Consider the following 21,101-nt stretch of genomic DNA (forward strand, 5'->3'; position numbering starts at 1 on the left):
CATGATTCTATGATGAGCCTCATGGCAGGCAAGGAAACCCGCATCACGAGCTCTGCGACAGGACGGACGGCACCGCGGGCGAAGTCACTGACGGCAGCAGAATCGGCAGCAGAAACGACGGCAGAAACGACGGCAGCAGAAACGGCGGCGTCCGACGGGGGCCCCGCGACCGCCACGCGCGCGTGGACGACACGGCTGGTCGTGCTCGGCATCGTGCTGTCCGCGGTCAACCTCCGGCCCGCCATCACCAGCCTCGGCGCTCTCCTGGAAGAGGTCCGCGACGGCCTCGGCATGAGCGGCAGCGTGGCCGGACTGCTCACCTCCGTGCCCCCGCTCTGCTTCGCCGTCTTCGGCGTCACGGCTCCCCGCCTCGCCCGCCGCTTCGGCCCGGCGGCCGTCGTCTGCGCCGCCATGGCCGCCGTCACGGCCGGCCTGCTGATACGCCCGTACGCCGGGAGCACCGCCGGGTTCCTGGCCGGCAGCGCGCTCGCGCTCATGGGTATCGCGGTCAGCAACGTCCTGATGCCGGTCATCGTCAAACGCTGGTTCCCCGACCGGGTCGGCTCCATGACCGGCCTGTACTCCATGGCCCTCGCCGCAGGCACCTCGGTGGCCGCCGCGGTGACCGTGCCCGTGACCGACGCGCTGGGCGGCCGGTGGCAGACCGGGCTGGCCGTGTGGGCCGGGCTCGCGGCGGCCGCGGTGCTGCCGTGGGTTCCGCTGGTACGGGACCGGGGACCGGCGCCGGCCCCCGAGCCCCGGGCCTCCGCACGCGCGCGTGCGGAGCGGCAGCCGGCCGCCCTGCGGATCACCCGCAGCCGTACCGCCTGGGCGCTCGCCGTGTTCTTCGGGCTCCAGGCCACCGCCGCGTACATCACGATGGGCTGGATGGCGCAGATCTTCCGCGACGCGGGCGTCTCCGCGAGCACGGCCGGGCTGCTGCTCGCCGTCACCATGGTGATGGGCGTGCCACTGGCCTTCGTCATCCCGCGCGTGGCCACCCGGCTGCCACGCCAGGGCCCGATCGTGATCGCCCTCGGCGTCTGCGGTCTCGCCGGATACGCCGGCCTGTATCTCGCGCCCGCGGCCGGCGCCTGGGCCTGGGCCGTGCTGCTCGGCATCTCGAACTGCGCCTTCCCGCTCGCCCTCACCATGGTCGGGATGCGGGCCAGGACGGCGGCGGGCGTCGTCCAGCTCTCCGCTTTCGCCCAGAGCGCCGGATACCTCATCTCGATCCCCGGCCCACTCCTGGTGGGCGTGCTCTACCAGCACAGCGGCGGCTGGGGCCTGCCGATCGCCCTCATGATCGGCCTGATGATCCCGCAGATGGCCGTCGGCGTCCTGGCGGGCCGCGACCGTACGGTGGAGGACGAGGCGGCCGCGACCGGCTGACGCCGCACCGCCGCACCGCCAACCGGCCGACCCGCCGGTCTCAGCGGTCCGTGTCGCGGCCACCCCGCGCGGTCCGTACGCATCCGGGGGTGCCAGACTGGCCCCATGCCAGTGCTCGACCCGAACCCCCAGAACGGTCAGAAGAAGATGCTGATCGTCTTCGGCTCGTTCTTCGCCATCTTCATCGTCATCGCCGTCATCGCGACCCTCGCCTCACCCTGACCACCGCAGGCCCCCGCCTCCGCGGGGGATGGTGGGGCCAGCACCACCATCCCCTAGGGGGTAAGGGTCAGGGTCAAGTGGGTGGATCACCGGATGGGACGGCTGTCGCGGATTCCGTAGATTCGAGGTGTGGCCGCGAGGGCGGCCGACGGACCCCGGAGACCAGCGGAGGCGACCATGCCGGCCCTAACGCACACCCGGCACCACCCGGCGACCCGGGGCAGCGTCGACATCCGGCTCCCCTGGTGGGCGCTCGCCCTTCCCGCGCTTGCCTTCGTCGCCCTGCTGACCCTCATACTGAACCCGGCGGACGCCCACGCGGCCACCGGCGACCCCGCCGTCACCCACCTCTTCGAGCGCGTCCAGCAGCTCGTCACCCGCTAGCCGCCGTACCGCCGGGCGGGGCGAAGTCGCATGTCAACTCCCTGCGCCCGATGGCCTGTTTCATGCGAAGCTGGGTGCCATGAGCGTCGCAGAACCCCGCAGGATTGTCCTCTTCCGCCATGCGAAAGCCGACTGGCCACAGGTGACCGACCACGAGCGACCGCTCGCTGACCGGGGCCGAATGGACGCCGCCGTCGCCGGACGCAAGCTCGCGGACAGCGGCATCACCTTCGACCTGGCCCTGTGCTCCACTTCCGTGCGCACCCGGGAGACCTGGAAGCTCGCCGTCCACGAGCTCGCGCACCGGCCGAAAACCGTCTACGAGGAGCGGGTGTACGAGGCCTCGCCCGGCGAGCTGATCGCCGTGCTCAACGAGGTGCCCGACGACGTACAGAACGTGATCCTCATCGGTCACAACCCCGGCGTGCACGGCCTGGCCGAGATCCTCGCCGCCACCGCCGAGACCGACGCCCGCGAGCGGATGAACCGCCGGGGCTTCCCCGCCGCCGCCTTCGCCGTCGTGACGCACGAGGGCTCCTGGAAGGCCCTGGAGCCCGGCGTGGCCACGCTCGCGGACTACTGGGCACCCTCGGAATGACAACGCCACCGCGCCACCACTGACGCGGCACGAGGGATCACGAGGGACGACCAGGGGCCCGGCACCGTGGAGACGGCGCGGGGCCCCTCGTATCCGGCCCGGCCGGCCGGACGCCTCAGCTCCCGGACGCCTCAGCTCCCGGACGCCTCAGCTCCCGGACGCCTCAGCTCTCGTCGTGGGTGTCCGCCGCCTCGACCTCTTCGCGGGTGACGCCCAGCAGATACAGCACCGTGTCCAGGAACGGGACGTTCACCGCCGTGTGCGCGGCCTCGCGGACCACCGGCTTGGCGTTGAAGGCGACACCGAGACCGGCCGCGTTCAGCATGTCCAGGTCGTTGGCCCCGTCACCGACGGCCACGGTCTGCGCCAGCGGCACGCCCGCCTCGGCGGCGAACCGGCGCAGCAGCCGTGCCTTGCCCGCCCGGTCCACGATCTCGCCGGTCACCCGGCCGGTCAGCTTCCCGTCGACGATCTCCAGCGTGTTGGCCTGGGCGAAGTCCAGCCCCAGCCGCTCCTTCAGATCATCGGTGACCTGGGTGAAACCGCCCGAGACGACGCCGACTTGGTAGCCGAGCCGCTTCAGCGTACGGATCAGGGTCCGTGCACCGGGCGTCAGCCGTACTTCGGCGCGCACCTTCTGCACGACCGACTCGTCCAGCCCCTTGAGCAGCGCCACGCGCGCGTGCAGCGACTGCTCGAAGTCCAGTTCGCCGCGCATCGCGGCCGCCGTCACCTCGGCGACCTGGTCCTCGCAGCCGGCGTGCGCGGCGAAGAGCTCGATCACCTCGTCCTGGATGAGCGTGGAGTCCACGTCCATGACCACCAGGCGCTGGGCCCGCCGGTGCAGACCGGCCGCGACCACCGCGATGTCCACGCCGAGCTCGGCCGCGTCGGAGACCAGGGCGGTGCGCAGCGGCTCGGTCTCCACGCCGGACACCGCGAACTCGACGGCCGTCACCGGGTATTTGGCGAGCCGGAAGATACGGTCGATGTTGCCGCCGGTCTTGGCGATCCGCGCGGCGATGGCGGCCGTCGACTCGGCGGTCAGGGGGTGACCGAGGACGGTGACCAGGGAACGGCCGAGGCCACGCGGACGGTTGTCGCCGAGGCCGGAGATGATCTCCGCCTGCATCTTCATCGACTCTGCCCAGCTGTGCACGGTCGCCCGGAGGTCGCCCTCCAGCCCCGCCGGGGGCTGGGTCACGAGCGCGCACAGCACCAGCCGGCCTCGGGTGACGACCTGCTCGATGTCGACCACGTCGACCATGTAGGCGGCAAGAGTGTCGAAGAGGCCGGCCGTGATGCCCGGCCTGTCCTTGCCGAAAATCTTGACGAGGAGAGTGGGGACCTCGGAGGTCTGCGGATCGCTCATGGTGTAACCACCGTAACCGGCACCCCGTGCCTGCGGCGCAGGTGGTCCGCCTGACGGACACGGAACAACAGGTGTCGGGCCGGTGTCGGACGCTTTGCCTCCGGACTACAGGCGAACGTGCGTGCGATATCGACGGCCGTGGCGGCAGCGCATCCGGGCTGTGTTCGCACGCGCGCTTCAGCCCCGGGCCGCGCGGACGGCGGACGGCGGCCGTCAAGATCTGCCCGGACGGCGGATGTCACGATCCGCGCACCCGGCGGACGTCACGATCCGCGCGGACGCCTGGGCGGCCGCGGAGGGGGCGGGGGAGGAGGCGGCGGCGGGGGCCCGGCGCCGGGACCGCCCTGGGAGCCGTCGGGCCGCCGTGCGCTCGGCCGGGGCCGCGCGGAGCGGGGCGGCGGGTCGAGCGGCCGGGCGATCGTGGGAGCACCGTACACATCGCCCGAGTCCGGCGGCGGTGCGTCGGAGGGGGACCCGCCGCCACCCGGCCGACGCTCCCGCGGTGCCCGGCGGTCGTCGGCGTGCCGGTCGCCGTCCGCCGGGGGCGGGGCGCCCGGCGGACGACGGCCCGGTTCGGCGGCACCACTCGGCGATGCCGCTCCGGCGCCCTGCGCTCCACCGGACCAGGGCCCACGGCCACCCCCCGCCCCGCGCAGCTCCTCCGGCACCCGGAGATAGGGGTTCGTGTCCGGATTCGGCGGACGGTACGGCGTCCCCGGCGCGTAGGGTCCCGCCCCCTCGCCGTCGGCCGGCCCCGGAGCCCCGCCGGCCCTCTGGTACGGCGGCCCGTTCCCTGTCCCGTCCTGCCCCGCGTCACCCAGTGCCAACGGAGCCGCACGTGACCCGGCCGCGCCGGTCACCCACGCCAGCAGCGCTCCCGCGGCTCCCGCCGCCGCACCCCAGACCGCTCCGAGCAGCAGCGCCATGCCCAACTGCCCGTGCAGTCGGATCCCCGCGCCGAACGCGTCGAAGCCCAGCACCGACAGCGAGGCGTCCACCGACACCGCCGCCAGCCAGGCCAGCAACGGCAGTGTCAGCGCGGTGGCGATCCCCAGCCGCACGGCACACCGCCCGGCGAATCCCAGCGCACCGGGACCGGAGTCCGGCCGGCCGGCGCCCCTCGCCCCCACCGGAGTCCCCATGGGAGTCCGCACCGGAGTCCGCACCGCCGTGAACACCCCGGCCAGCAGCATCAGCAGCGCCGCCGCCACTCCCAGCAGCCACACCCGCCCGTCCAGGCCGGCAAGGCGGCCCAGGGTCACCGACTGGTCGGACCTCGAGTTCAGCAGGGCGTCCAGGGGATGCGGCAGAAACACGGTCAGGACGCCCGTGGCCCTGCCGTCGAAGGGCACGAAGAGGCCGATCGGGATGCCCAGCCAGGTGCCGTTCGGGGCGCCGAGCAGGGCCGCCCCCAGGATCCTGGCCGGGTGCGGGTCACCGATCGCCGCGTAGGCCGCCGCCGCCCAGCCGGCCGCCACGGCCACCAGCAGTACCGTCACCAGCGCCGAGGCCGCCGGCCGCACCACCCGGTGCACCGCCGCCCAGCCGGGCGGCAGCGGCGTCCGGCGCGAGGCCAGCAGGGCGATCAGCAGGATGCCCGCCGACCAGCCGAGGCCGCCGAGCAGGGTCGCCGCCGTGTCCACGCTGAAGCCGACCGCCGCCTTCGCGTGCACGAGGTTGCCGAGGCGGTCGGGGAGCAGCCCGCCGATGTCACCGATGCCGGGGATCTTCAGGCCGCCGCTGCCCCCGCCCCCCGTCACCTTGTCCAGCCCGAGCGCACCGCCGTCGATGGTCACGACGGAGTGCCCCGCCCAGGCCAGTCCGCCCAGGATCGCCACGAACAGCACCACCACCGAGCCCGCGCGGGCCAGCAGTTCGGCCGGGGCGACCACAACTCCGGCCGTGCGCAGGGACCGTAAGAAGAACCATGACAAAAGGAGCGCACCGACCAGGCTCACCCCCAGTGGCGTGATCTCGATGGCCGTGGTGGCCTGCGCTCCCTTCAGGCCGAAGGCGGACAGATCTCCGTCCGGGGTGACCGAACCACCCGCCCCGAGCGCCACAACCGCCGCGGTCATCGGGCCCAGTGAGCCCGCCGCGTCGGCCCGCAGCAGATGCAGACCGAGCGCCGCCGTACCCGCCATACCGATCAACGCCCAGCTCACGGCGGCGATCGCGGACAGCAGGATGTCGGCCCACGGCAGCCGCGCGCCGTGCTTCACGTGCTCGACTCGCGTGCCAGACGCACCAGCACTCATGACAGGCCCCCCGATCCGCAGCCGCCCCGGACCACTCCGCCGCGCTTGTCCCCCTCGCGTGGATTACCACTCTCCGGCCCGGTTTCAACCCCGTCAACGGAAAGAGTCGAAGCGATCGTACGAGGCCTCCGCAAGGCCCGGCTTTCGGTCAGAGGGCCGAGCCTGGAATAGTTCCCGACGATGTTCGACATCCCTAGACTCCCTGTGATGGGGGCAACTCGGGGGACTACTCATGGGGCTTGGAGTGCCGGAACTCGTACTGGAATCAGACGGACGCACCTGGACGCTCGATCCGTCCAGGTCATACACCCTCGGACGCGATCCGCAGGGGGACATCGTGTTCGACGACGCCAGGGTCTCCTGGCGGCACGCCACGATCAGCTTCGACGGCCGCAGTTGGGCCATCGAGGACCACGGCAGTACCAACGGCACCTTCGTGCACAGCAGGCGGGTCCAGCGGTCGGAGATCGGCCCGGGCTCGGCCGTCCATCTCGGCAACGCGAACGACGGACCGCGCCTGAGCCTCTCCGGCGCCGCGGCCGCCGTCGTCCAGCCGCAGCCGCAGCCCCAGCAGCAGCCGTACGCGGCGCAGGGCGCGGGCGGCGCGGGCTGGTCCCAGCCGCCCGCTCCGCAGCCGTCGGCCGTGCAGCCGCCCGCTCCGCAACCGGGCTGGCAGCAGGCCTCGCCGGCGATCCCGCAGCAGCAGGGCGTCCCGGCCATGGCCTCCGGTGGCGGCGCGGGGGCGCCGCCGGTCTACGGCGACCGCAGCCCGACCACGTTCCACCAGTTCTCCATCGGCCGCGTGATGCGCATCGGCCGTGCCCTGGACAACGAGCTGGTCGTCTCCGACCTGCAGGTCTCGCGTCACCACGCCGAGTTCCACTCCACGCCCGACGGCCGCATGGAGATCCGCGACCTCGGCTCGCACAACGGCACGTACGTCAACGGTATGCCGATCGCCAAGGGTGGCAGCGCGCTGCTCGACCCGAACGACATCGTGGGCGTCGGCCACTCCACCTTCCGGGTCATCGGCGACCGGCTCGAAGAGTTCGTCGACACCGGTGAAGTCTCCTTCTCCGCACGCCACTTGACCGTCACGGTCGACGGCGGCAAGCAGATCCTCAAGGACGTCTCCTTCGGCGTCCCGGAGAAGTCCCTGATCGCGGTCATCGGCCCGTCGGGTTCCGGCAAGTCGACCTTGCTCAAGGCGCTCACCGGTTACCGCCCCGCCAACGAGGGCGAGGTCCTGTACGACAACCGCAACCTGTACAAGCAGTTCGCCGAGCTGCGCCAGCGCATCGGTCTGGTCCCGCAGGACGACATCCTGCACAAGGAGCTGACCGTCAAGAAGGCCCTCAAGTACGCGGCCAAGCTGCGCTTCCCCGCCGACACCACGGCTCAGGAGCGCGAGGCCCGCATCGACGAGGTGCTGCGCGAGCTGAAGCTCGACATCCACAAGGAGAAGAAGGTCACCTCCCTCTCCGGCGGCCAGCGCAAGCGCGTCTCGGTGGCCCTGGAACTGCTCACCAAGCCGTCGCTGATCTTCCTCGACGAGCCCACCTCGGGCCTCGACCCGGGCATGGACCGCGATGTCATGCAGCTGCTGCGCGGTCTCGCCGACGACGGCCGCACGGTCCTCGTCGTCACCCACTCGGTGGCCGAGCTGGCGCTGTGCGACAAGCTCCTGGTGATGGCGCCGGGCGGCGCGGTGGCCTACTTCGGGCCGCCGGAGGAGGCGCTGAACTTCTTCGGCTACGACACCTGGGCCGATGTCTTCTCCGCCTTCGAGAACTACCGCGACTACGACTGGGCCGGCCGCTGGAAGGGCTCGCAGCACTACCAGATGTACGCCGCGGACATCGACGCCATCGAGCCGCAGTCCGTACAGATGCCTCCGATGCAGGCGATGAAGCCGCCCAAGCCGCAGGGCTGGATGTCGCAGTTCGCCACCCTGGTGCGTCGATACGTGTCGGTGATCGCCTCGGACAAGGGCTTCCTGGCCCTGACGGTGATCCTGCCGCTGGTCCTCGGCTCGGTGAGCCTGCTGATCGACTCGGGCAAGGACCTGCTGGTCAACACGGAGATCAACCCGGCGACCCAGCAGCCCGTCCCGAACGGCACGGCCACCACGGTCCTGCTGATCCTCGCGGTCGGCGCCTGTTTCGCCGGTGCCGCCAACTCCGTCCGTGAGCTGATCAAGGAACGGGTCATCTACGAGCGGGAGCGCGCGACCGGCCTGTCCCGCTCCGCCTACCTGATGTCCAAGGTCTTCGTGCTCGGCATCGTCACGGTCCTGCAGGGCCTGCTGGTCGGCGTCATCGGCTTCGCCAGCCGGACGATGCCGGCCGAGGGCGTGGTCTTCGGCCACCTCACGCTCCTGGAGCTCTGCCTGCCGGTCATGGCGCTCGGCTTCACCTCGATGATGTTCGGCCTGGTGATGTCCGCGCTGGTGAAGACCTCCGAGAAGACCATGCCACTGCTGGTCATGTTCGCGATCATCCAGGTCGTCTTCACCGGCTGCCTGTTCGCCCTGAACGGCACGATCGGCGTCAACCAGTTCTCGTACCTGATGCCGTCGCGCTGGGCCGTCGCCGCCGCGGGCGCCACCCTGGACTTCAACAGGATCGCCCCGCCCGGCAAGGGCAAGCCCGACGACCCGCTGTGGGCGCACACCGCCGGCGCCTGGACGCTGGACATGATCGCCCTGATCGTCCTCGGCGTGGTCTGCGCCTTCTTCGTCGCCCGCTTCCTGCGCCGCCACGAGCCCGAGGTCATGCGCAAGTAGCCCTCCCCGTACGACGCCGAAGGGCGGCGCCCCGCAACGGGGTGCCGCCCTTCGGCGTGTCGGTGCCGAGGTCCGCGCTGCCTCAGTACGCGCTGTTCACGTTGTCGATCGAGCCGTAACGGTGCGCCGCGTAGTTGGCGGCGGCGGTGATGTTGGCGACCGGGTTGTAGATGTTCCAGGACGTACCGGAGACGTGGTACGTGGCGAAGGTCGGCGGGATGACCTGGAGCAGCCCCTTGGACGGGATGCCGTTGATCGCGTTGATGTCCCAGTTGTTGATCGCGTTCGGGTTGCCGGAGGACTCCCGCATGATGTTGCGGTGCAGGCCGTTGTAGGAGCCCGGGATGCCCTTGGCGTTCATGATGTCGAGGGCCTGGCGGATCCAGCCGTCGAGGTTGTCGGCGTAGGTCTTCGCGGCGACCGGCTGGATCTGCGGGCGCTGCGCGGACCGGCTCGCGGCCTGCCCGGCGGTGCGCTTGGCGGCGGCGTGCTTCACGTGGGCGGCGTGGACGTGCGCGACGTGGGCCGCGTGGACCTTCTTCACGTGCGCCGCGTGCCGCTGGTGGGCGGAGGTCGCCTTGCTCTTGGCGGCGATGGCCTCGACCTTGACGTTCTGCAGGGCCAGCTGGTCCGTGACCGTGCCCGTGACGTCCTTGATCTGCTCGGTGCCGTAGGCCACCTTGGCGGCGGTCTCGGGGGCACCGGACGTCACCGTCTCGGCGTTGCTCGGCACGGCCGAGAAGGCGAGGGCGGCGGCGCCGAGCGTGGCGACACCGGCGAGCGCGATCTTGTGGTGCTTGGTCAGCGCGGGACTGTGGATGTGCTTGGGCATGGCAGTAGGACCTCTTCGAATAGCGCGGAGGTCGCTCGTTGTCTGCGGGGGAGACCGGCTCCTCCTGCACGAACACCGCGAGGGGAACCCGCGGTGCTGAGCGACGGCAGCCATTCTTAGCGGTCGCAAAATGCTGTGGCAAAGGTGTGACTTACGATCCCGGGTAGTGGAGCCCATATAGGCAAATCGGGACAGACTGGAACGTCTGCCCCGTTCGCGGCAGGACTCTTTATCTCCTATGTCCGTTCGTACGTGATGTGCGCCCTATGTGCGGCCTCACATCGGCCGCACAGGAATCTCACCAGGGGTTGCTGTCGCAATGCTCTGCGTGAGGGCCTTCCTCCGGGAGGATGAGGTGCACGTCCCCGAACTCGTGCCAGAGGTAGAGCCCGCGCAGCGCCTCCTCGTAGCTGCGGTCGACCGCGGCCCGCCCCGCGACCGCCTCCAGCATCAGCAGATGCGAGGCCTCCGGCTCGTGCAGCCCGGTCAGCAGCCCGTCCACCACCCGTACCCCGCGCTCGGGTGTCACCACGAGATCCGTCCACCCCTCGGCCGCCCGCACCACCCCGTCGGGCCCGGCGGCCGACTCCACGGCCCGCACCGCGGTCGTCCCCACCGCGATCACCCTCCCGCCCGCCCGTCGTCCACCGCCCTCGCGAGGAAGCGCCGCGTGCCGTTCCCGATCGGCTCTCACGTGGTTGATCAGCCGTGCCGACGCCTCGGGTACGGCGAAACGTTCCGCGTACGGCGGCTCGTGCACCTCCGCCGACGACACCCCGGTATGCAGCGTGACCGGCGCGAACTGCACCCCCCGGCTCACCAGCTCCGCCACCAGCCGCGCGGTGAAGGGCCGCGCCGCACTCGGCATCTCCGCGCTCCCCGCCCCGTCCGCCGACGGCAGCGCGAACACCGTCTGGTAGACGGACAACGGCTGGTTCCGCTCCGTATAGGAGTAACGGATCGGCCGCCCGTGCTCTCGCAGCACCCCGCGCACGTCCACCGAGGCCCGCGCCCACCACAGCCGCTCGCCCCGCTCGCTCAGCGGCTCCTCCAGGACCAGCCGCCCGCCCCCGGGCAGCCGTACCGCGGTTTCCGCGCGTGTACCCGCACGCGCGCGTGTCGTGCCGTTCCCGTCCGGTTCCCGCAGCTCGACCGCCCACCGCCCGTCGTCCCCGCGCGTGGAGAAGTGCACCACCACGCGCGCGTACCCGACCCGCCCGTCCACGGCCGCCGCCAGCGTCGCCGAGGTGTTCACCACCAGCAGGTCGCCGGCCCGCAGCAGGCACGGCAGCTCGGCGAAGGCGTGATGCGACACCGCCGTCCCGCGCGACACCAGGAGCCGTACGGCGTCCCGCTCCAGCCCTGGCCCACGCTGCTCGGCCGGCACCCGCGCGGACAGCTCCTCCGGCACCCGCAGCACCGTCGTCATCGCCCCTCCACCAGAGCCGGCGCCCCGTACCGGCCGCTCGCCGGCCGCTCGTCGAGCAACCGCAGGAACGCCGGTACGACACTCACCGGGGCCGGCCGCGGATCGTCGTCGTCCGGCACGGCAGCCGCGTACAGGCCGGTCGCCATGTCCCCGGGATCCACCGCCCACACCCGCAGCCCCGGCTCCTCCACGCCGAGCACGGCCGCCAGCTGGTCCAGGGCCGCCTTCGAGGCGCCGTAACCGCCCCAGGTCTCGTACGCCTCGGCGCCCGCGTCCGAACTGACCGTCACCACCGCACCCGCCGCCGACTCCCGCAGCAGCGGCAGCGCCTCCTGGACCAGACCCAGCGCGGCCACCACGTTCACCTCCAGCGCCCGGCGCAGCCCCGCCAGCGGCAGCTCGCCCAGGCGCACCAGCGGCTCGGCGCCCAGCGCGCTGGCATTGCTCACCAGCAGGTCCGTCCCGCCCAGCTCCCGCGCGGCGGCCACCAGACCGGCCCGGTGCCCGCTGTCCGTCACATCGCCGGGCAGCGCCACCACCCGCGTCCCGTGCCCCGCGACGGCCTCGGCCGCCTCCTTCAGTACCCCGGCGCCCCTGGCGTCCAGCACCAGATCCCAGCCGCGCGCGGCCAGCGCCTCGGCCAGCGCCCGCCCCAGCCCCTTCGAGGCCCCCGTGATGATCGCTACCGGCATGACAACCGTCCCCTCGGCTCCGTCCGCCCGCGTCGGCGGTGATCCCAACGTAGGAACGCGACCGCCCCGGCCGCCTCGGACGCGGGCCGCAACCCGGCGGGGCCCTTCGGACTAAGCCGCCGGGCCGGGCCTCGCGCCCTAGGTCCCCGGGCCTACGGCCACCGGTCCGGGGCCTGCGCCGCCGGCCCGATCCGCGGTGTCACACCCCGCCGGTACCGTGAGGGCATGAGTCGAGGTCCCCGGTCCGGTCTCGCGGCGGTGAGCTCCGCGCTGCTGGCCATGAGCCGGCATCTGGAGGTGCGCGACGTCCTCAAGACGATCGTCGCCTCCGCGCGCGAGCTGCTCGCCGCGCAGTACGCCGCGCTCGGGGTCCCCGACGACCACGGCGGCTTCGCCCAGTTCGTCGTCGACGGCGTCACCGACGCCCAGTGGAAGGCCATCGGCCCGCTCCCGCGCCAGCACGGCATCCTCGCGGCGATGCTGCGCGAAGCCAAGGCCGAGCGGCTCGCCGACGTCCGCACGGACCCCCGCTTCGAGGGCTGGCCCTCGGCCCACCCCGAGATGTCCGACTTCCTGGGCCTGCCGATCCGGGACGGCGACGAGGTGATCGGAGCGCTGTTCCTCGCCAACAAGAACTGTGAGAAGCCGGACGGGGGCTGCGGCTTCACCGCCGAGGACGAGGAACTGCTCTCCATCCTCGCCCAGCACGCGGCCATCGCCCTCACCAACGCCCGCCTCTACGAGCGCAGTCGCGAGCTGACCATCGCCGAGGAACGCTCCCGGCTCGCCCACGAGCTGCACGACGCGGTCAGCCAGAAGCTGTTCTCCCTGCGTCTGACCGCCCAGGCCGCCGCCGCCCTGGTCGACCGCGATCCCGTGCGCGCCAAGGGCGAGCTGCAGCAGGTGGCCGCGCTGGCCGCCGAGGCCGCCGACGAACTGCGCGCCGCCGTGGTCGAGTTGCGCCCCGCCGCCCTCGACGAGGACGGCCTGCTGGCCACCCTGCGCACCCAGGTCCAGGTCCTCGACCGCGCCCACACCGCGCGCGTGACCTTCGCCGCCAGTGGTTTCCGGGCCCTGCCCGCCGCCCAGGAGGAGGCCCTGCTCCGGGTCGCCCAGGAAGCCCTGCACAACGCCCTGCGGCACTCCGGGGCCGACCACGTCGACGTCACCGTGAACCGGCGCGGCGGCGGAGCCGTCCTGCGGGTCACCGACGACGGCAGTGGCTTCGACCCGCACCTCACCCGGCGAGCCGGACGCCACCTCGGCCTGGTCTCCATGCGGGACCGGGCGAGCGGCGTCGGCGGCACGCTGACCGTGGAATCGGCGCCCGGCAAGGGCACCACGATCGAGATGGAGGTCCCCGGTGGCTGACGCGATCCGGGTGCTGCTGGTCGACGACCACCAGGTCGTCCGCCGGGGCCTGCGCACCTTTCTGGAGGTCCAGGACGACATCGAGGTGGTCGGCGAGGCCGCCGACGGCGCCGAAGGGGTCGAGCGCGCCCAGGAGCTGACCCCCGACATCGTCCTGATGGACGTCAAGATGCCCGGCCTCGACGGCGTGGAGGCGCTGCGCAAGCTCCGTGAACTGGACAACCCCGCGCGCGTGCTGATCGTCACCAGCTTCACCGAACAGCGCACGGTCGTCCCGGCCCTGCGCGCGGGCGCCGCCGGATACGTCTACAAGGACGTCGATCCCGACGCGCTCGCCGCCGCCATCCGCTCCGTGCACGCGGGGCACGTCCTGCTCCAGGCCGAGGTGGCCGGCGCCCTGCTCTCCCAGGAGGAGGCCGGCAGCGGCCAGGGCAGGGGCGGTGCGCTCACCGAGCGGGAGCGCGAGGTGCTCGGGCTGATCGCCGACGGCCGCTCCAACCGCGAGATAGCGCGCGCCCTGGTGCTGTCCGAGAAGACCGTCAAGACGCACGTCTCGAACATCCTGATGAAACTGGATCTCGCCGACCGCACCCAGGCCGCCCTGTGGGCCGTTCGCCATGGCGTGGCCGGCTGAACCGCCCTCCGCAACGCTTCACGGAGGGCACCTGGAGGATCGTCTTCCGGGCTGAGATTCATACCGTCGTGGGAATGTCACCCGGACGGCGCATCCTCTGCCGGCCGCCGCCGTTCTCCAGTGCGTGCTGCGGCGACCGCCGCGGCGATCGCCAAGGAGGGGTCAAGAAGTGAAGAACCTGAAGAAGGCAGTGGCCGTGACGATGGTGGCCGGCGGGATCGTGGCCGCCGGCGCGGGAATGGCGTCCGCCCACACCTGCGGCGCCGCCGCGGCAGGCGCGGCCCACGGTTCTCCGGGCGTCGTCTCGGGCAACGTCGTCCAGGCCCCGGTGGACGTTCCGGTCAACGTCGTCGGCAACAGCATCAACGCCGTCGGCGTGCTGAACCCCGCCTTCGGCAACCTCGGCCTCAACCACTGAGACCCGGCCGCACCGCGGCATCGGCCGCCGGCCTTCCGGGCGCCCCCGGAAGGCCGGCCGGCGCCGTCCGCCGGGCCCCTCAGCGCTCGCGCTCCTCGACCACCGAGTTGTACGCCGCGACCTGCGCCCGCCGGGCCGTCCGCTCCACCGGCCGCAGCGCCAGCGAACGCGCCGCCATCTCCGACGCGCTCACCGCCCCGCCGTGCCCGTTCTCGTAGGCCAGCGAGATCAGCAGCCCCACCCGCTGCGCCAGCTCCAGCACCCGCACCGCCCGCGGCGGATATCCCGGCGCCAGCACCTCCCGGCCCAGTTCGGCCCGCGCCCGGTACGCGTCGATCGCCGCCTCCGCCACGGGACCGGACCCCGCGACATCCAGCTTCGACAGGACGTCGGTCGCGTCCCGCAGCGCCTCCGCCAGTTCCCGCTCCGCCTCACCGAGCGACGGCACGTCGGCCGGCGGCGCCTCCCGCACCGGCAGCACATGCCAGACCACCTCGACATGCACATCGCCGACGGGCCCGGCCTCGTACACCTCGGGCACCAGACCGAGCGCGGCGCCGTGACAGAGCACCGCCTCCTCGGCCTCCAGCGCCCGCGCATTGAACTCCGGCGGCCCGCTCAGCCCCAGCGGATGCCCCGGCGCCGGCAGCGCCACCCGCAGCCCGGTCGCCCCCAGCGTCCGCAGCCGCCCCAGCGCCAGCGTGAGCCCGACCGGAGCGGACTCACCCGGCAGCCCCTCCACCCGATGCACCGCGTCCTCGCCGACGATGGCGAGCACGGCGTCATCCGGAGAGACAAGTCCGGCCAAAAGGGCGTTTCCCCAAGCTGTGAGGCGTCCTGAACGCGGTTCCGAGAGCATGCGTCCACCCTAAGGACCGGACCGATGGAATGGAGCGCCGCACTCGTGGCGTAGATTTCGTAGGGGCTGCGCCCACTGGCGCCGCCGCCCGGGCCACAGGCGTACGCGACAGCCGAGAACGGCGACACTGCAAGGGGAGACAACGCGCTCATGAGCGATGTTCTGGAGCTTCAGGACGTATCCGTGGTCCGGGAGGGCCGGGCTCTGGTGGACCAGGTCTCCTGGTCGGTGAAGGAGGGCGAGCGCTGGGTCATCCTCGGTCCCAACGGCGCCGGCAAGACCACCCTCCTCAACGTCGCGTCCAGCTACCTCTTCCCCAGCAAGGGCACCGCCACCATCCTCGGCGACACCCTCGGCAAGGTCGACGTCTTCGACCTGCGCCCGCGCATCGGCATGGCGGGTGTCGCCATGGCCGAGAAGCTCCCCAAGCGCCAGACCGTCCTGGAGACCGTGCTCACCGCCGCCTACGGCATGACCGCCCACTGGCAGGAGGAGTACGACGAGGTCGACGAGCAGCGCGCCCGCGCCTTCCTCGACCGCCTCGGCATGACCGAGTACGTCGACCGGAAGTTCGGCACCCTCTCCGAGGGCGAGCGCAAGCGCACCCTGATCGCCCGCGCCCTGATGACCGACCCCGAACTGCTCCTCCTCGACGAACCCGCCGCCGGACTCGACCTCGGCGGCCGCGAGGACCTGGTCCGCCGCCTCGGCCGGCTCGCCCGCGACCCGATCGCCCCCTCCATGATCATGGTCACCCACCATGTCGAGGAGATCGCCCCCGGCTTCACCCACGTCCTGATGATCCGCCAGGGCAAGGTCCTCACCGCCGGCCCGCTGGAGCTCGAACTCACCTCCCGCAATCTCTCCCTCTGCTTCGGCCTGCCGCTCGTCGTCGAGCAGCTCGGCGACCGCTGGACCGCTCACGGACTGCCCCTGTCCTGACGGGGCCTGACGGCCCTTCACCCGGCAAAGCGCACTGTCGGGGTCGGCACCCCCGGGCCTACCATGGCTGTGTGAACAGCATCGACGCGTGGGTGTGGTGGCTCGTCGTCGCGGCGGCGCTCGGGATTCCGCTCGTGGTGACCGCGATGCCGGAGTTCGGCATGTTCGCGGTCGGTGCCGTGGCCGCCGCCGGTACCGCAGGACTCGGCGCGGGCGTCGTGCTCCAGGTACTCGTCTTCCTCGTCGTCTCGGTCGCGCTGATCGCCGTCGTACGGCCCATCGCGAACCGGCACGCCGCCCAGCGCCCCCGACTCGCCTCGGGCGTCGACGCGTTGAAGGGCAAACAGGCCGTCGTACTCGAACGCGTCGACAGCGCGGACGGACGGATCAAACTCGCCGGCGAGATCTGGTCGGCGCGCGCCCTCGACCCGGACCGCGCCTACGAAGTGGGCCAGGAAGTGGACGTCGTGGAGATCGAGGGGGCCACGGCGATTGTCATCTGACCTCGAAAGACTCAACTGAACAGAAGAGTCGCCGAGTTGTGCGTGCGTCTGTCAGACTCATCCCGCAAGATCTTCAACAACCATAAGATCTGCCGAAGTGCCAAGGCGGAGAAGGGTACGGGGAGCGACGATGGAACCGGTCATCATCGTCCTGGTCATTCTGGTGGTGTTGGTCTTCATCGCCTTGGTCAGGACGATCCAAGTCATCCCACAGGCGAGCGCCGCCATCGTCGAGCGCTTCGGCCGCTACACGCGGACACTGAACGCGGGCCTCAACATCGTGGTCCCGTTCATCGACACCATCCGCAACCGCATCGACCTGCGTGAACAGGTCGTACCGTTCCCGCCGCAGCCGGTGATCACCCAGGACAACCTGGTCGTGAACATCGACACCGTCATCTACTACCAGGTGACGGACGCCCGCGCGGCAACCTACGAGGTCGCCAGCTACATCCAGGCCATCGAGCAGCTCACCGTCACCACGCTCCGCAACATCATCGGCGGCATGGACCTGGAACGCACCCTGACCTCCCGCGAGGAGATCAACGCGGCCCTGCGCGGTGTCCTGGACGAGGCCACCGGCAAGTGGGGCATCCGCGTCAACCGCGTCGAACTCAAGGCGATCGAGCCGCCGACCTCCATCCAGGACTCGATGGAGAAGCAGATGCGCGCCGACCGTGACAAGCGCGCCGCGATCCTCACCGCCGAAGGCACGCGCCAGGCCGCGATCCTCACCGCGGAGGGCGAGAAGCAGTCCCAGATCCTGCGCGCCGAGGGTGAGGCCAAGGCGGCGGCGCTGCGCGCGGAAGGCGAGGCCCAGGCGGTCCGCACCGTCTTCGAGGCGATCCACGCCGGCGACCCGGACCAGAAGCTCCTCTCCTACCAGTACCTCCAGATGCTCCCGAAGATCGCCGAGGGCGATGCCAACAAGCTCTGGATCGTCCCCAGCGAAATCGGCGACGCCCTCAAGGGCCTCTCCGGCGCGATGGGCAACTTCGGCTCCCTGGGCGGAGGTTCGAACGGCGGCGGCAACATCCCCGCTCAAGAGCGCCGCGAGAAGCCGAACATCGACTAGGGCTGCTCACAAGCAGACGTTCCCCGCGCCTACGTAAGGGGCGCGGGGAACTGCGCGACAAGCCACAACGCGGCCGCAGCCGCCGAACAACCGACACCTGGCGCCCTCTTAGGCGGCGACATCCCCCGCCAGCCACTCAGGCAGCGCCGCCAGATCCTCCGCCCCCATCGCCAACAGCATCGCATCCTGCGGCGAAGGCTCGAACGGCTTGCGAAGCAACGGCATCCCCGCCTGATCCGGCGTCCGGTCCGCCTTCCGGTGATTGTCCTCCGCGCACGAGGCCACCGTGTTCAGCCAGGAGTCCTGACCGCCCTGGGCCCGAGGCACCACGTGGTCGACGGTCGTCGCCCGACGCCCGCAGTACGCGCACCGGTGCCGGTCCCTGACCAGCACCCCCCGCCTCGACCAGGGCGCCTGTCTCCGGAACGGCACCCGTACATACCTGCACAGTCTGATCACCCGAGGCGCGGGTATGTCCACATCCGCACCGCGCATGCGCAGTTCGGGGTGGGCCTGCTCGACGACGGCCTTGTCCTGGAGCACCAGAACGACGGCGCGGTTCAACGTCACCGTAGACAGCGGCTCGAAGCTCGCGTTCAGTACCAGCGTGTCACGCATCCAGCCCACCTCCCATGTGCACCTGCCCACCCCCGGCGGGCTTGGATCAACTCTGGACGGGCGCGCCGAGATGGACAACGCAATAAAAAATGCCCGCCTCTGATCACTTCCATGACCAGAGGCGGGCAAACGTTCAATGAACGCTCAGCTGATTTCGCGCGCCGCGTCAGCCCTGCTCGGGGTTCTCGTACTCCCCGACGAGCTGCGCACGCGCGATCGCGTGGAACCGCAGATTGAACCCGACGACGGCAGGCGACACATCGGCGTCCGGACCGAGCTTCTCCTGGTCCACCGCGTACACCGTGAAGACGTACCGGTGCGGCCCGTCCCCGGGCGGCGGCGCGGCACCGCCGAAGTCCTTCGACCCGTAGTCGTTGCGCACCTGCACCGCGCCCTCGGGCAGCCCCTCGAACTTGCCGCTGCCCGCGCCCGCCGGCAGCTCGCTCACCGAGACCGGGATGTCGAACACGCACCAGTGCCAGAACCCGCTGCCCGTCGGGGCGTCCGGGTCGTAGCAGGTCACGGCAAAGCTCTTGGTCCCGGCCGGGAAGCCCTCCCACCGCAGCTGCGGCGAGGTATTGCCCTTGGCGTAGACCTGAGCGTCCTTGAGCGTCGCCCCTTCCTCGATGTCCTCGCTCGTCACCGTGAACGACGGGACGGGCGGATGGAAGTCATGGGGGAGCGGCCGCCGCTTGAGCTCGGTCACCTCGGTACCTCCTGATCGATACTGATCGATTACGGAACCCGTTACGGAATCCGCAGTTCCCGAGCCTAGAACCAGTTGCGCTTGCTGCCGACCTCGGACAGCCACTGGTTGAGATAAGCCGCCCAGTCGGTCCCGTGAAAGTCGTGCAGTCCCACCTGGAACGAACGGAAGGTGTCGCTGCCCTCGCTGAACAGCCCCGGCTTCTTGTCCATTTCGAGGATGACGTCCATGGCGTGCGCGTCCGCCACGAAGCTCAGCTCGACCTGGTGCAGACCCCGGTACTGGGACGGCGGGTGGAACTCGACCTCCTGGTAGAACGGCAGGGTCTGCCGCGTCCCCCGGATGTGCCCCTTCTCCAGGTCCGCGTTCTTGAAGCGGAAGCCCAGCTGGATGAAGGCGTCGAGGATCGCCTTCTGCGCGGGCAGCGGATGCACGTTGATCGGGTCCAGATCCCCGGAGTCGATGGCACGCGCGATCTCCAGTTCGGTGGTCACCCCGATGTGCATCCCGCGCAGCGCCTGCCCGTCGATCATCGTGACGGGCGTCTCCCACGGAATCTCCAGCCCGAACGGCACCGTGTGCACGGCCCCGGCCTGAAGCTCGAAGGCACCGCCGAGCCGCACCTTGCCGAAGCCGATGTTCTGCTTGTACTCCTCGTCGCCGCTCTCCACCTCGACCCGCGCCTGGAGACCCACGGACAGCCCCTGGATCTCCTGGTTCACCGAGCCGCCCTGGATCCGCACCTCACCCTGGACGACACCGCCCGGTACGACGTTCACCTCGGTGAGCACCGTCTCGACGGACGCCCCGCCCGCCCCCAGGCTCGCGAGCAGCTTCTTGAACCCCATGACTCTCCTCTACCTACGACTACCTACTACGTACGGACCCTTGATCCCTACAAACGCGATCCGGCCACGACCGGTTCCGGCCCACACCCTGGCAAGCACACGATTTTTTGACCAGTCCTTGGCGTCCGCGGCCTGGACTAGGCTCGGACGCCATGATCGCGCCCCCGGACCGTACGCCACTCCCCAGAACCTTCTTCGGCCGCCCTGTACTGGAGGTCGCCCCCGACCTCCTCGGCCGCATCCTCGTCCGCACCACCCCGGACGGTCCGATCGCGGTGCGCCTCACGGAGGTGGAGGCGTACGACGGCCCGAACGATCCCGGCTCGCACGCCTATCGCGGCCGCACCCCCCGCAACGACGTGATGTTCGGTCCGCCCGGACACGTGTACGTCTACTTCACCTACGGCATGTGGTTCTGCATGAACCTCGTCTGTGGTCCGGAGGGCACCGCGAGCGCGGTCCTGCTCCGCGCCGGCGAGATCATCGAGGGCGCCGAGCTCGCGCGTAAACGTCGACTTTCGGCCCAATACGACAGAGAACTGGCCAAAGGACCGGCTCGCCTGGCCACCGCCCTGGGCGTGGACCGAGCCCTGGACGGCACGGACGCGTGTGCCGCGGGCGAGACCCCGCTGCGGATACTGACCGGGACCCCCGTCCCCTCCGACCAGGTACGCAACGGTCCGCGCACCGGCGTCGCCGGCGAGGGCGGCAACGGCGACGTCCACCCCTGGCGCTACTGGATCGCCAACGATCCCACGGTGAGCCCCTATCGGGCACATGTCCCCAGGCGCCGCTCAAGTTGACGCGTCCCTGGAAGGTGCGTAATGTAGCCCGAGCCGCTTGAACCGGGTACGGCAATCGCCAGCAGCCGGGAGCGGCCACCCACTAACTGCGACTTCCCCTGACGGGGTCGATTTCGGCATGCCCGCATGCCTGAATTCGAACTCCCGGAACTCGATTATGAGTCCCGGCGGGAATCAGCTAACGTAGTGAATGTCGAAAGGCCGACAGGCGAAAGCCGGAAAGCCCGAAGACAATCCCGCCGACCGGGAATCGGACGCCGAAAGCATCTGATAGAGTCGGAAACGCAAGACCGAAGGGAAGCCCGGAGGAAAGCCCGAGAGGGTGAGTACAAAGGAAGCGACCGTTCCTTGAGAACTCAA

The 21,101-nt window shown here is 71.0% G+C and carries 21 protein-coding genes; 12 read left to right on the forward strand and 9 right to left on the reverse strand.

What is annotated here, in order from left to right; genetic code table 11:
* The first annotated feature begins 9 nt into the window (after window positions 1–9).
* From AB0P24_RS19375 to AB0P24_RS19390, 4 genes are all read left to right on the forward strand, one after another.
* The gene (locus AB0P24_RS19375; protein ID WP_365795494.1) at window positions 10–1,392 is read left to right on the forward strand and encodes a CynX/NimT family MFS transporter; all 1,383 of its coding nucleotides are present in this window, start codon (window positions 10–12) and stop codon (window positions 1,390–1,392) included.
* 105 nt (window positions 1,393–1,497) lie between these two features.
* Entirely contained in the window at window positions 1,498–1,614 is a 117-nt protein-coding gene (locus AB0P24_RS19380; RefSeq protein WP_089107830.1) for an SGM_5486 family transporter-associated protein, read from the forward strand.
* 177 nt (window positions 1,615–1,791) lie between these two features.
* Window positions 1,792–1,998, forward strand: coding sequence for a hypothetical protein (locus AB0P24_RS19385; protein WP_365795496.1), 207 nt, complete (start codon window positions 1,792–1,794; stop codon window positions 1,996–1,998).
* Between the two features lie 79 nt (window positions 1,999–2,077).
* Window positions 2,078–2,596 (forward strand): histidine phosphatase family protein, encoded by a 519-nt coding sequence (locus AB0P24_RS19390; protein WP_365795498.1) that lies wholly within the window; start codon window positions 2,078–2,080, stop codon window positions 2,594–2,596.
* A 163-nt stretch (window positions 2,597–2,759) separates the two neighbouring features.
* Here the strand turns inward: AB0P24_RS19390 and serB are convergent, their stop codons facing one another.
* Window positions 2,760–3,968: a phosphoserine phosphatase SerB gene (serB, locus tag AB0P24_RS19395; RefSeq protein WP_365795500.1), complete on the reverse strand. Its 1,209-nt coding sequence runs from the start codon at window positions 3,966–3,968 to the stop codon at window positions 2,760–2,762.
* Window positions 3,969–4,231: 263 nt separating this feature from the next.
* The gene (locus AB0P24_RS19400) at window positions 4,232–6,226 is read right to left on the reverse strand and encodes a streptophobe family protein (protein ID WP_365795502.1); all 1,995 of its coding nucleotides are present in this window, start codon (window positions 6,224–6,226) and stop codon (window positions 4,232–4,234) included.
* A 232-nt stretch (window positions 6,227–6,458) separates the two neighbouring features.
* Between AB0P24_RS19400 and AB0P24_RS19405 the strand changes: the two genes are divergently transcribed.
* Window positions 6,459–9,011: an FHA domain-containing protein gene (locus tag AB0P24_RS19405; RefSeq protein ID WP_365795504.1), complete on the forward strand. Its 2,553-nt coding sequence runs from the start codon at window positions 6,459–6,461 to the stop codon at window positions 9,009–9,011.
* 82 nt (window positions 9,012–9,093) lie between these two features.
* Here AB0P24_RS19405 and AB0P24_RS19410 read toward each other — a convergent pair whose 3' ends face one another.
* The 3 genes from AB0P24_RS19410 to AB0P24_RS19420 form a co-directional block, all read right to left on the reverse strand.
* The gene (locus tag AB0P24_RS19410; protein WP_365795506.1) at window positions 9,094–9,843 is read right to left on the reverse strand and encodes a transglycosylase SLT domain-containing protein; all 750 of its coding nucleotides are present in this window, start codon (window positions 9,841–9,843) and stop codon (window positions 9,094–9,096) included.
* A 298-nt stretch (window positions 9,844–10,141) separates the two neighbouring features.
* On the reverse strand, window positions 10,142–11,272 hold the full coding sequence (locus AB0P24_RS19415; protein WP_365795508.1) for an S-adenosylmethionine:tRNA ribosyltransferase-isomerase: 1,131 nt from the start codon (window positions 11,270–11,272) through the stop codon (window positions 10,142–10,144).
* The gene (locus tag AB0P24_RS19420) at window positions 11,269–11,964 is read right to left on the reverse strand and encodes an SDR family NAD(P)-dependent oxidoreductase (RefSeq protein WP_365795510.1); all 696 of its coding nucleotides are present in this window, start codon (window positions 11,962–11,964) and stop codon (window positions 11,269–11,271) included. The genes AB0P24_RS19415 and AB0P24_RS19420 overlap by 4 nt, the downstream gene beginning before the upstream one ends.
* 225 nt (window positions 11,965–12,189) lie before the next feature.
* Here AB0P24_RS19420 and AB0P24_RS19425 point away from each other — a divergent pair, with 225 nt between their 5' ends.
* The 3 genes from AB0P24_RS19425 (at window position 12,190) to AB0P24_RS19435 (ending at window position 14,387) form a co-directional block, all read left to right on the forward strand.
* Window positions 12,190–13,335 (forward strand): GAF domain-containing sensor histidine kinase, encoded by a 1,146-nt coding sequence (locus tag AB0P24_RS19425; RefSeq protein WP_365795512.1) that lies wholly within the window; start codon window positions 12,190–12,192, stop codon window positions 13,333–13,335.
* Complete coding sequence (locus tag AB0P24_RS19430; protein WP_365795514.1) at window positions 13,328–13,969, forward strand: response regulator transcription factor; 642 nt, start codon at window positions 13,328–13,330, stop codon at window positions 13,967–13,969. Before AB0P24_RS19425 ends, AB0P24_RS19430 begins: the two co-directional genes overlap by 8 nt.
* A 169-nt stretch (window positions 13,970–14,138) precedes the next feature.
* Window positions 14,139–14,387 carry a chaplin gene (locus AB0P24_RS19435; RefSeq protein WP_365795516.1) on the forward strand — a complete coding sequence of 83 codons (249 nt, stop codon included), beginning with the start codon at window positions 14,139–14,141 and terminating at the stop codon, window positions 14,385–14,387.
* A gap of 79 nt (window positions 14,388–14,466) precedes the next feature.
* On the opposite strand, the gene AB0P24_RS19440 is transcribed toward AB0P24_RS19435, so the two are convergent.
* Window positions 14,467–15,246: a hypothetical protein gene (locus tag AB0P24_RS19440; protein ID WP_365795518.1), complete on the reverse strand. Its 780-nt coding sequence runs from the start codon at window positions 15,244–15,246 to the stop codon at window positions 14,467–14,469.
* A gap of 150 nt (window positions 15,247–15,396) precedes the next feature.
* On the opposite strand from AB0P24_RS19440, the gene AB0P24_RS19445 reads away from it, so the two are divergent.
* The 3 genes from AB0P24_RS19445 to AB0P24_RS19455 all read left to right on the forward strand — a co-directional run bounded on the left by AB0P24_RS19445 (window position 15,397) and on the right by AB0P24_RS19455 (window position 17,766).
* Window positions 15,397–16,188, forward strand: coding sequence for an ABC transporter ATP-binding protein (locus AB0P24_RS19445; protein WP_181805866.1), 792 nt, complete (start codon window positions 15,397–15,399; stop codon window positions 16,186–16,188).
* 71 nt (window positions 16,189–16,259) lie between these two features.
* The gene (locus AB0P24_RS19450) at window positions 16,260–16,691 is read left to right on the forward strand and encodes an NfeD family protein (RefSeq protein ID WP_365795520.1); all 432 of its coding nucleotides are present in this window, start codon (window positions 16,260–16,262) and stop codon (window positions 16,689–16,691) included.
* A 130-nt stretch (window positions 16,692–16,821) separates the two neighbouring features.
* Window positions 16,822–17,766 carry an SPFH domain-containing protein gene (locus tag AB0P24_RS19455; RefSeq protein WP_234539553.1) on the forward strand — a complete coding sequence of 315 codons (945 nt, stop codon included), beginning with the start codon at window positions 16,822–16,824 and terminating at the stop codon, window positions 17,764–17,766.
* A gap of 108 nt (window positions 17,767–17,874) precedes the next feature.
* Here the strand turns inward: AB0P24_RS19455 and AB0P24_RS19460 are convergent, their stop codons facing one another.
* From AB0P24_RS19460 to AB0P24_RS19470, 3 genes are all read right to left on the reverse strand, one after another.
* Window positions 17,875–18,384, reverse strand: coding sequence for an HNH endonuclease (locus AB0P24_RS19460; RefSeq protein WP_181805869.1), 510 nt, complete (start codon window positions 18,382–18,384; stop codon window positions 17,875–17,877).
* Between the two features lie 166 nt (window positions 18,385–18,550).
* Window positions 18,551–19,090 (reverse strand): YbhB/YbcL family Raf kinase inhibitor-like protein, encoded by a 540-nt coding sequence (locus AB0P24_RS19465; RefSeq protein ID WP_365795523.1) that lies wholly within the window; start codon window positions 19,088–19,090, stop codon window positions 18,551–18,553.
* A gap of 65 nt (window positions 19,091–19,155) precedes the next feature.
* On the reverse strand, window positions 19,156–19,938 hold the full coding sequence (locus tag AB0P24_RS19470; RefSeq protein WP_365795525.1) for a sporulation protein: 783 nt from the start codon (window positions 19,936–19,938) through the stop codon (window positions 19,156–19,158).
* Window positions 19,939–20,090: 152 nt separating this feature from the next.
* Between AB0P24_RS19470 and AB0P24_RS19475 the strand changes: the two genes are divergently transcribed.
* Window positions 20,091–20,741 (forward strand): DNA-3-methyladenine glycosylase, encoded by a 651-nt coding sequence (locus AB0P24_RS19475; protein ID WP_365795527.1) that lies wholly within the window; start codon window positions 20,091–20,093, stop codon window positions 20,739–20,741.
* Window positions 20,742–21,101: the final 360 nt, after the last annotated feature.

This window comes from Streptomyces sp. NPDC086519 (genome assembly GCF_040686075.1).
Taxonomy (GTDB): Bacteria; Actinomycetota; Actinomycetes; order Streptomycetales; family Streptomycetaceae; genus Streptomyces; species Streptomyces shenzhenensis.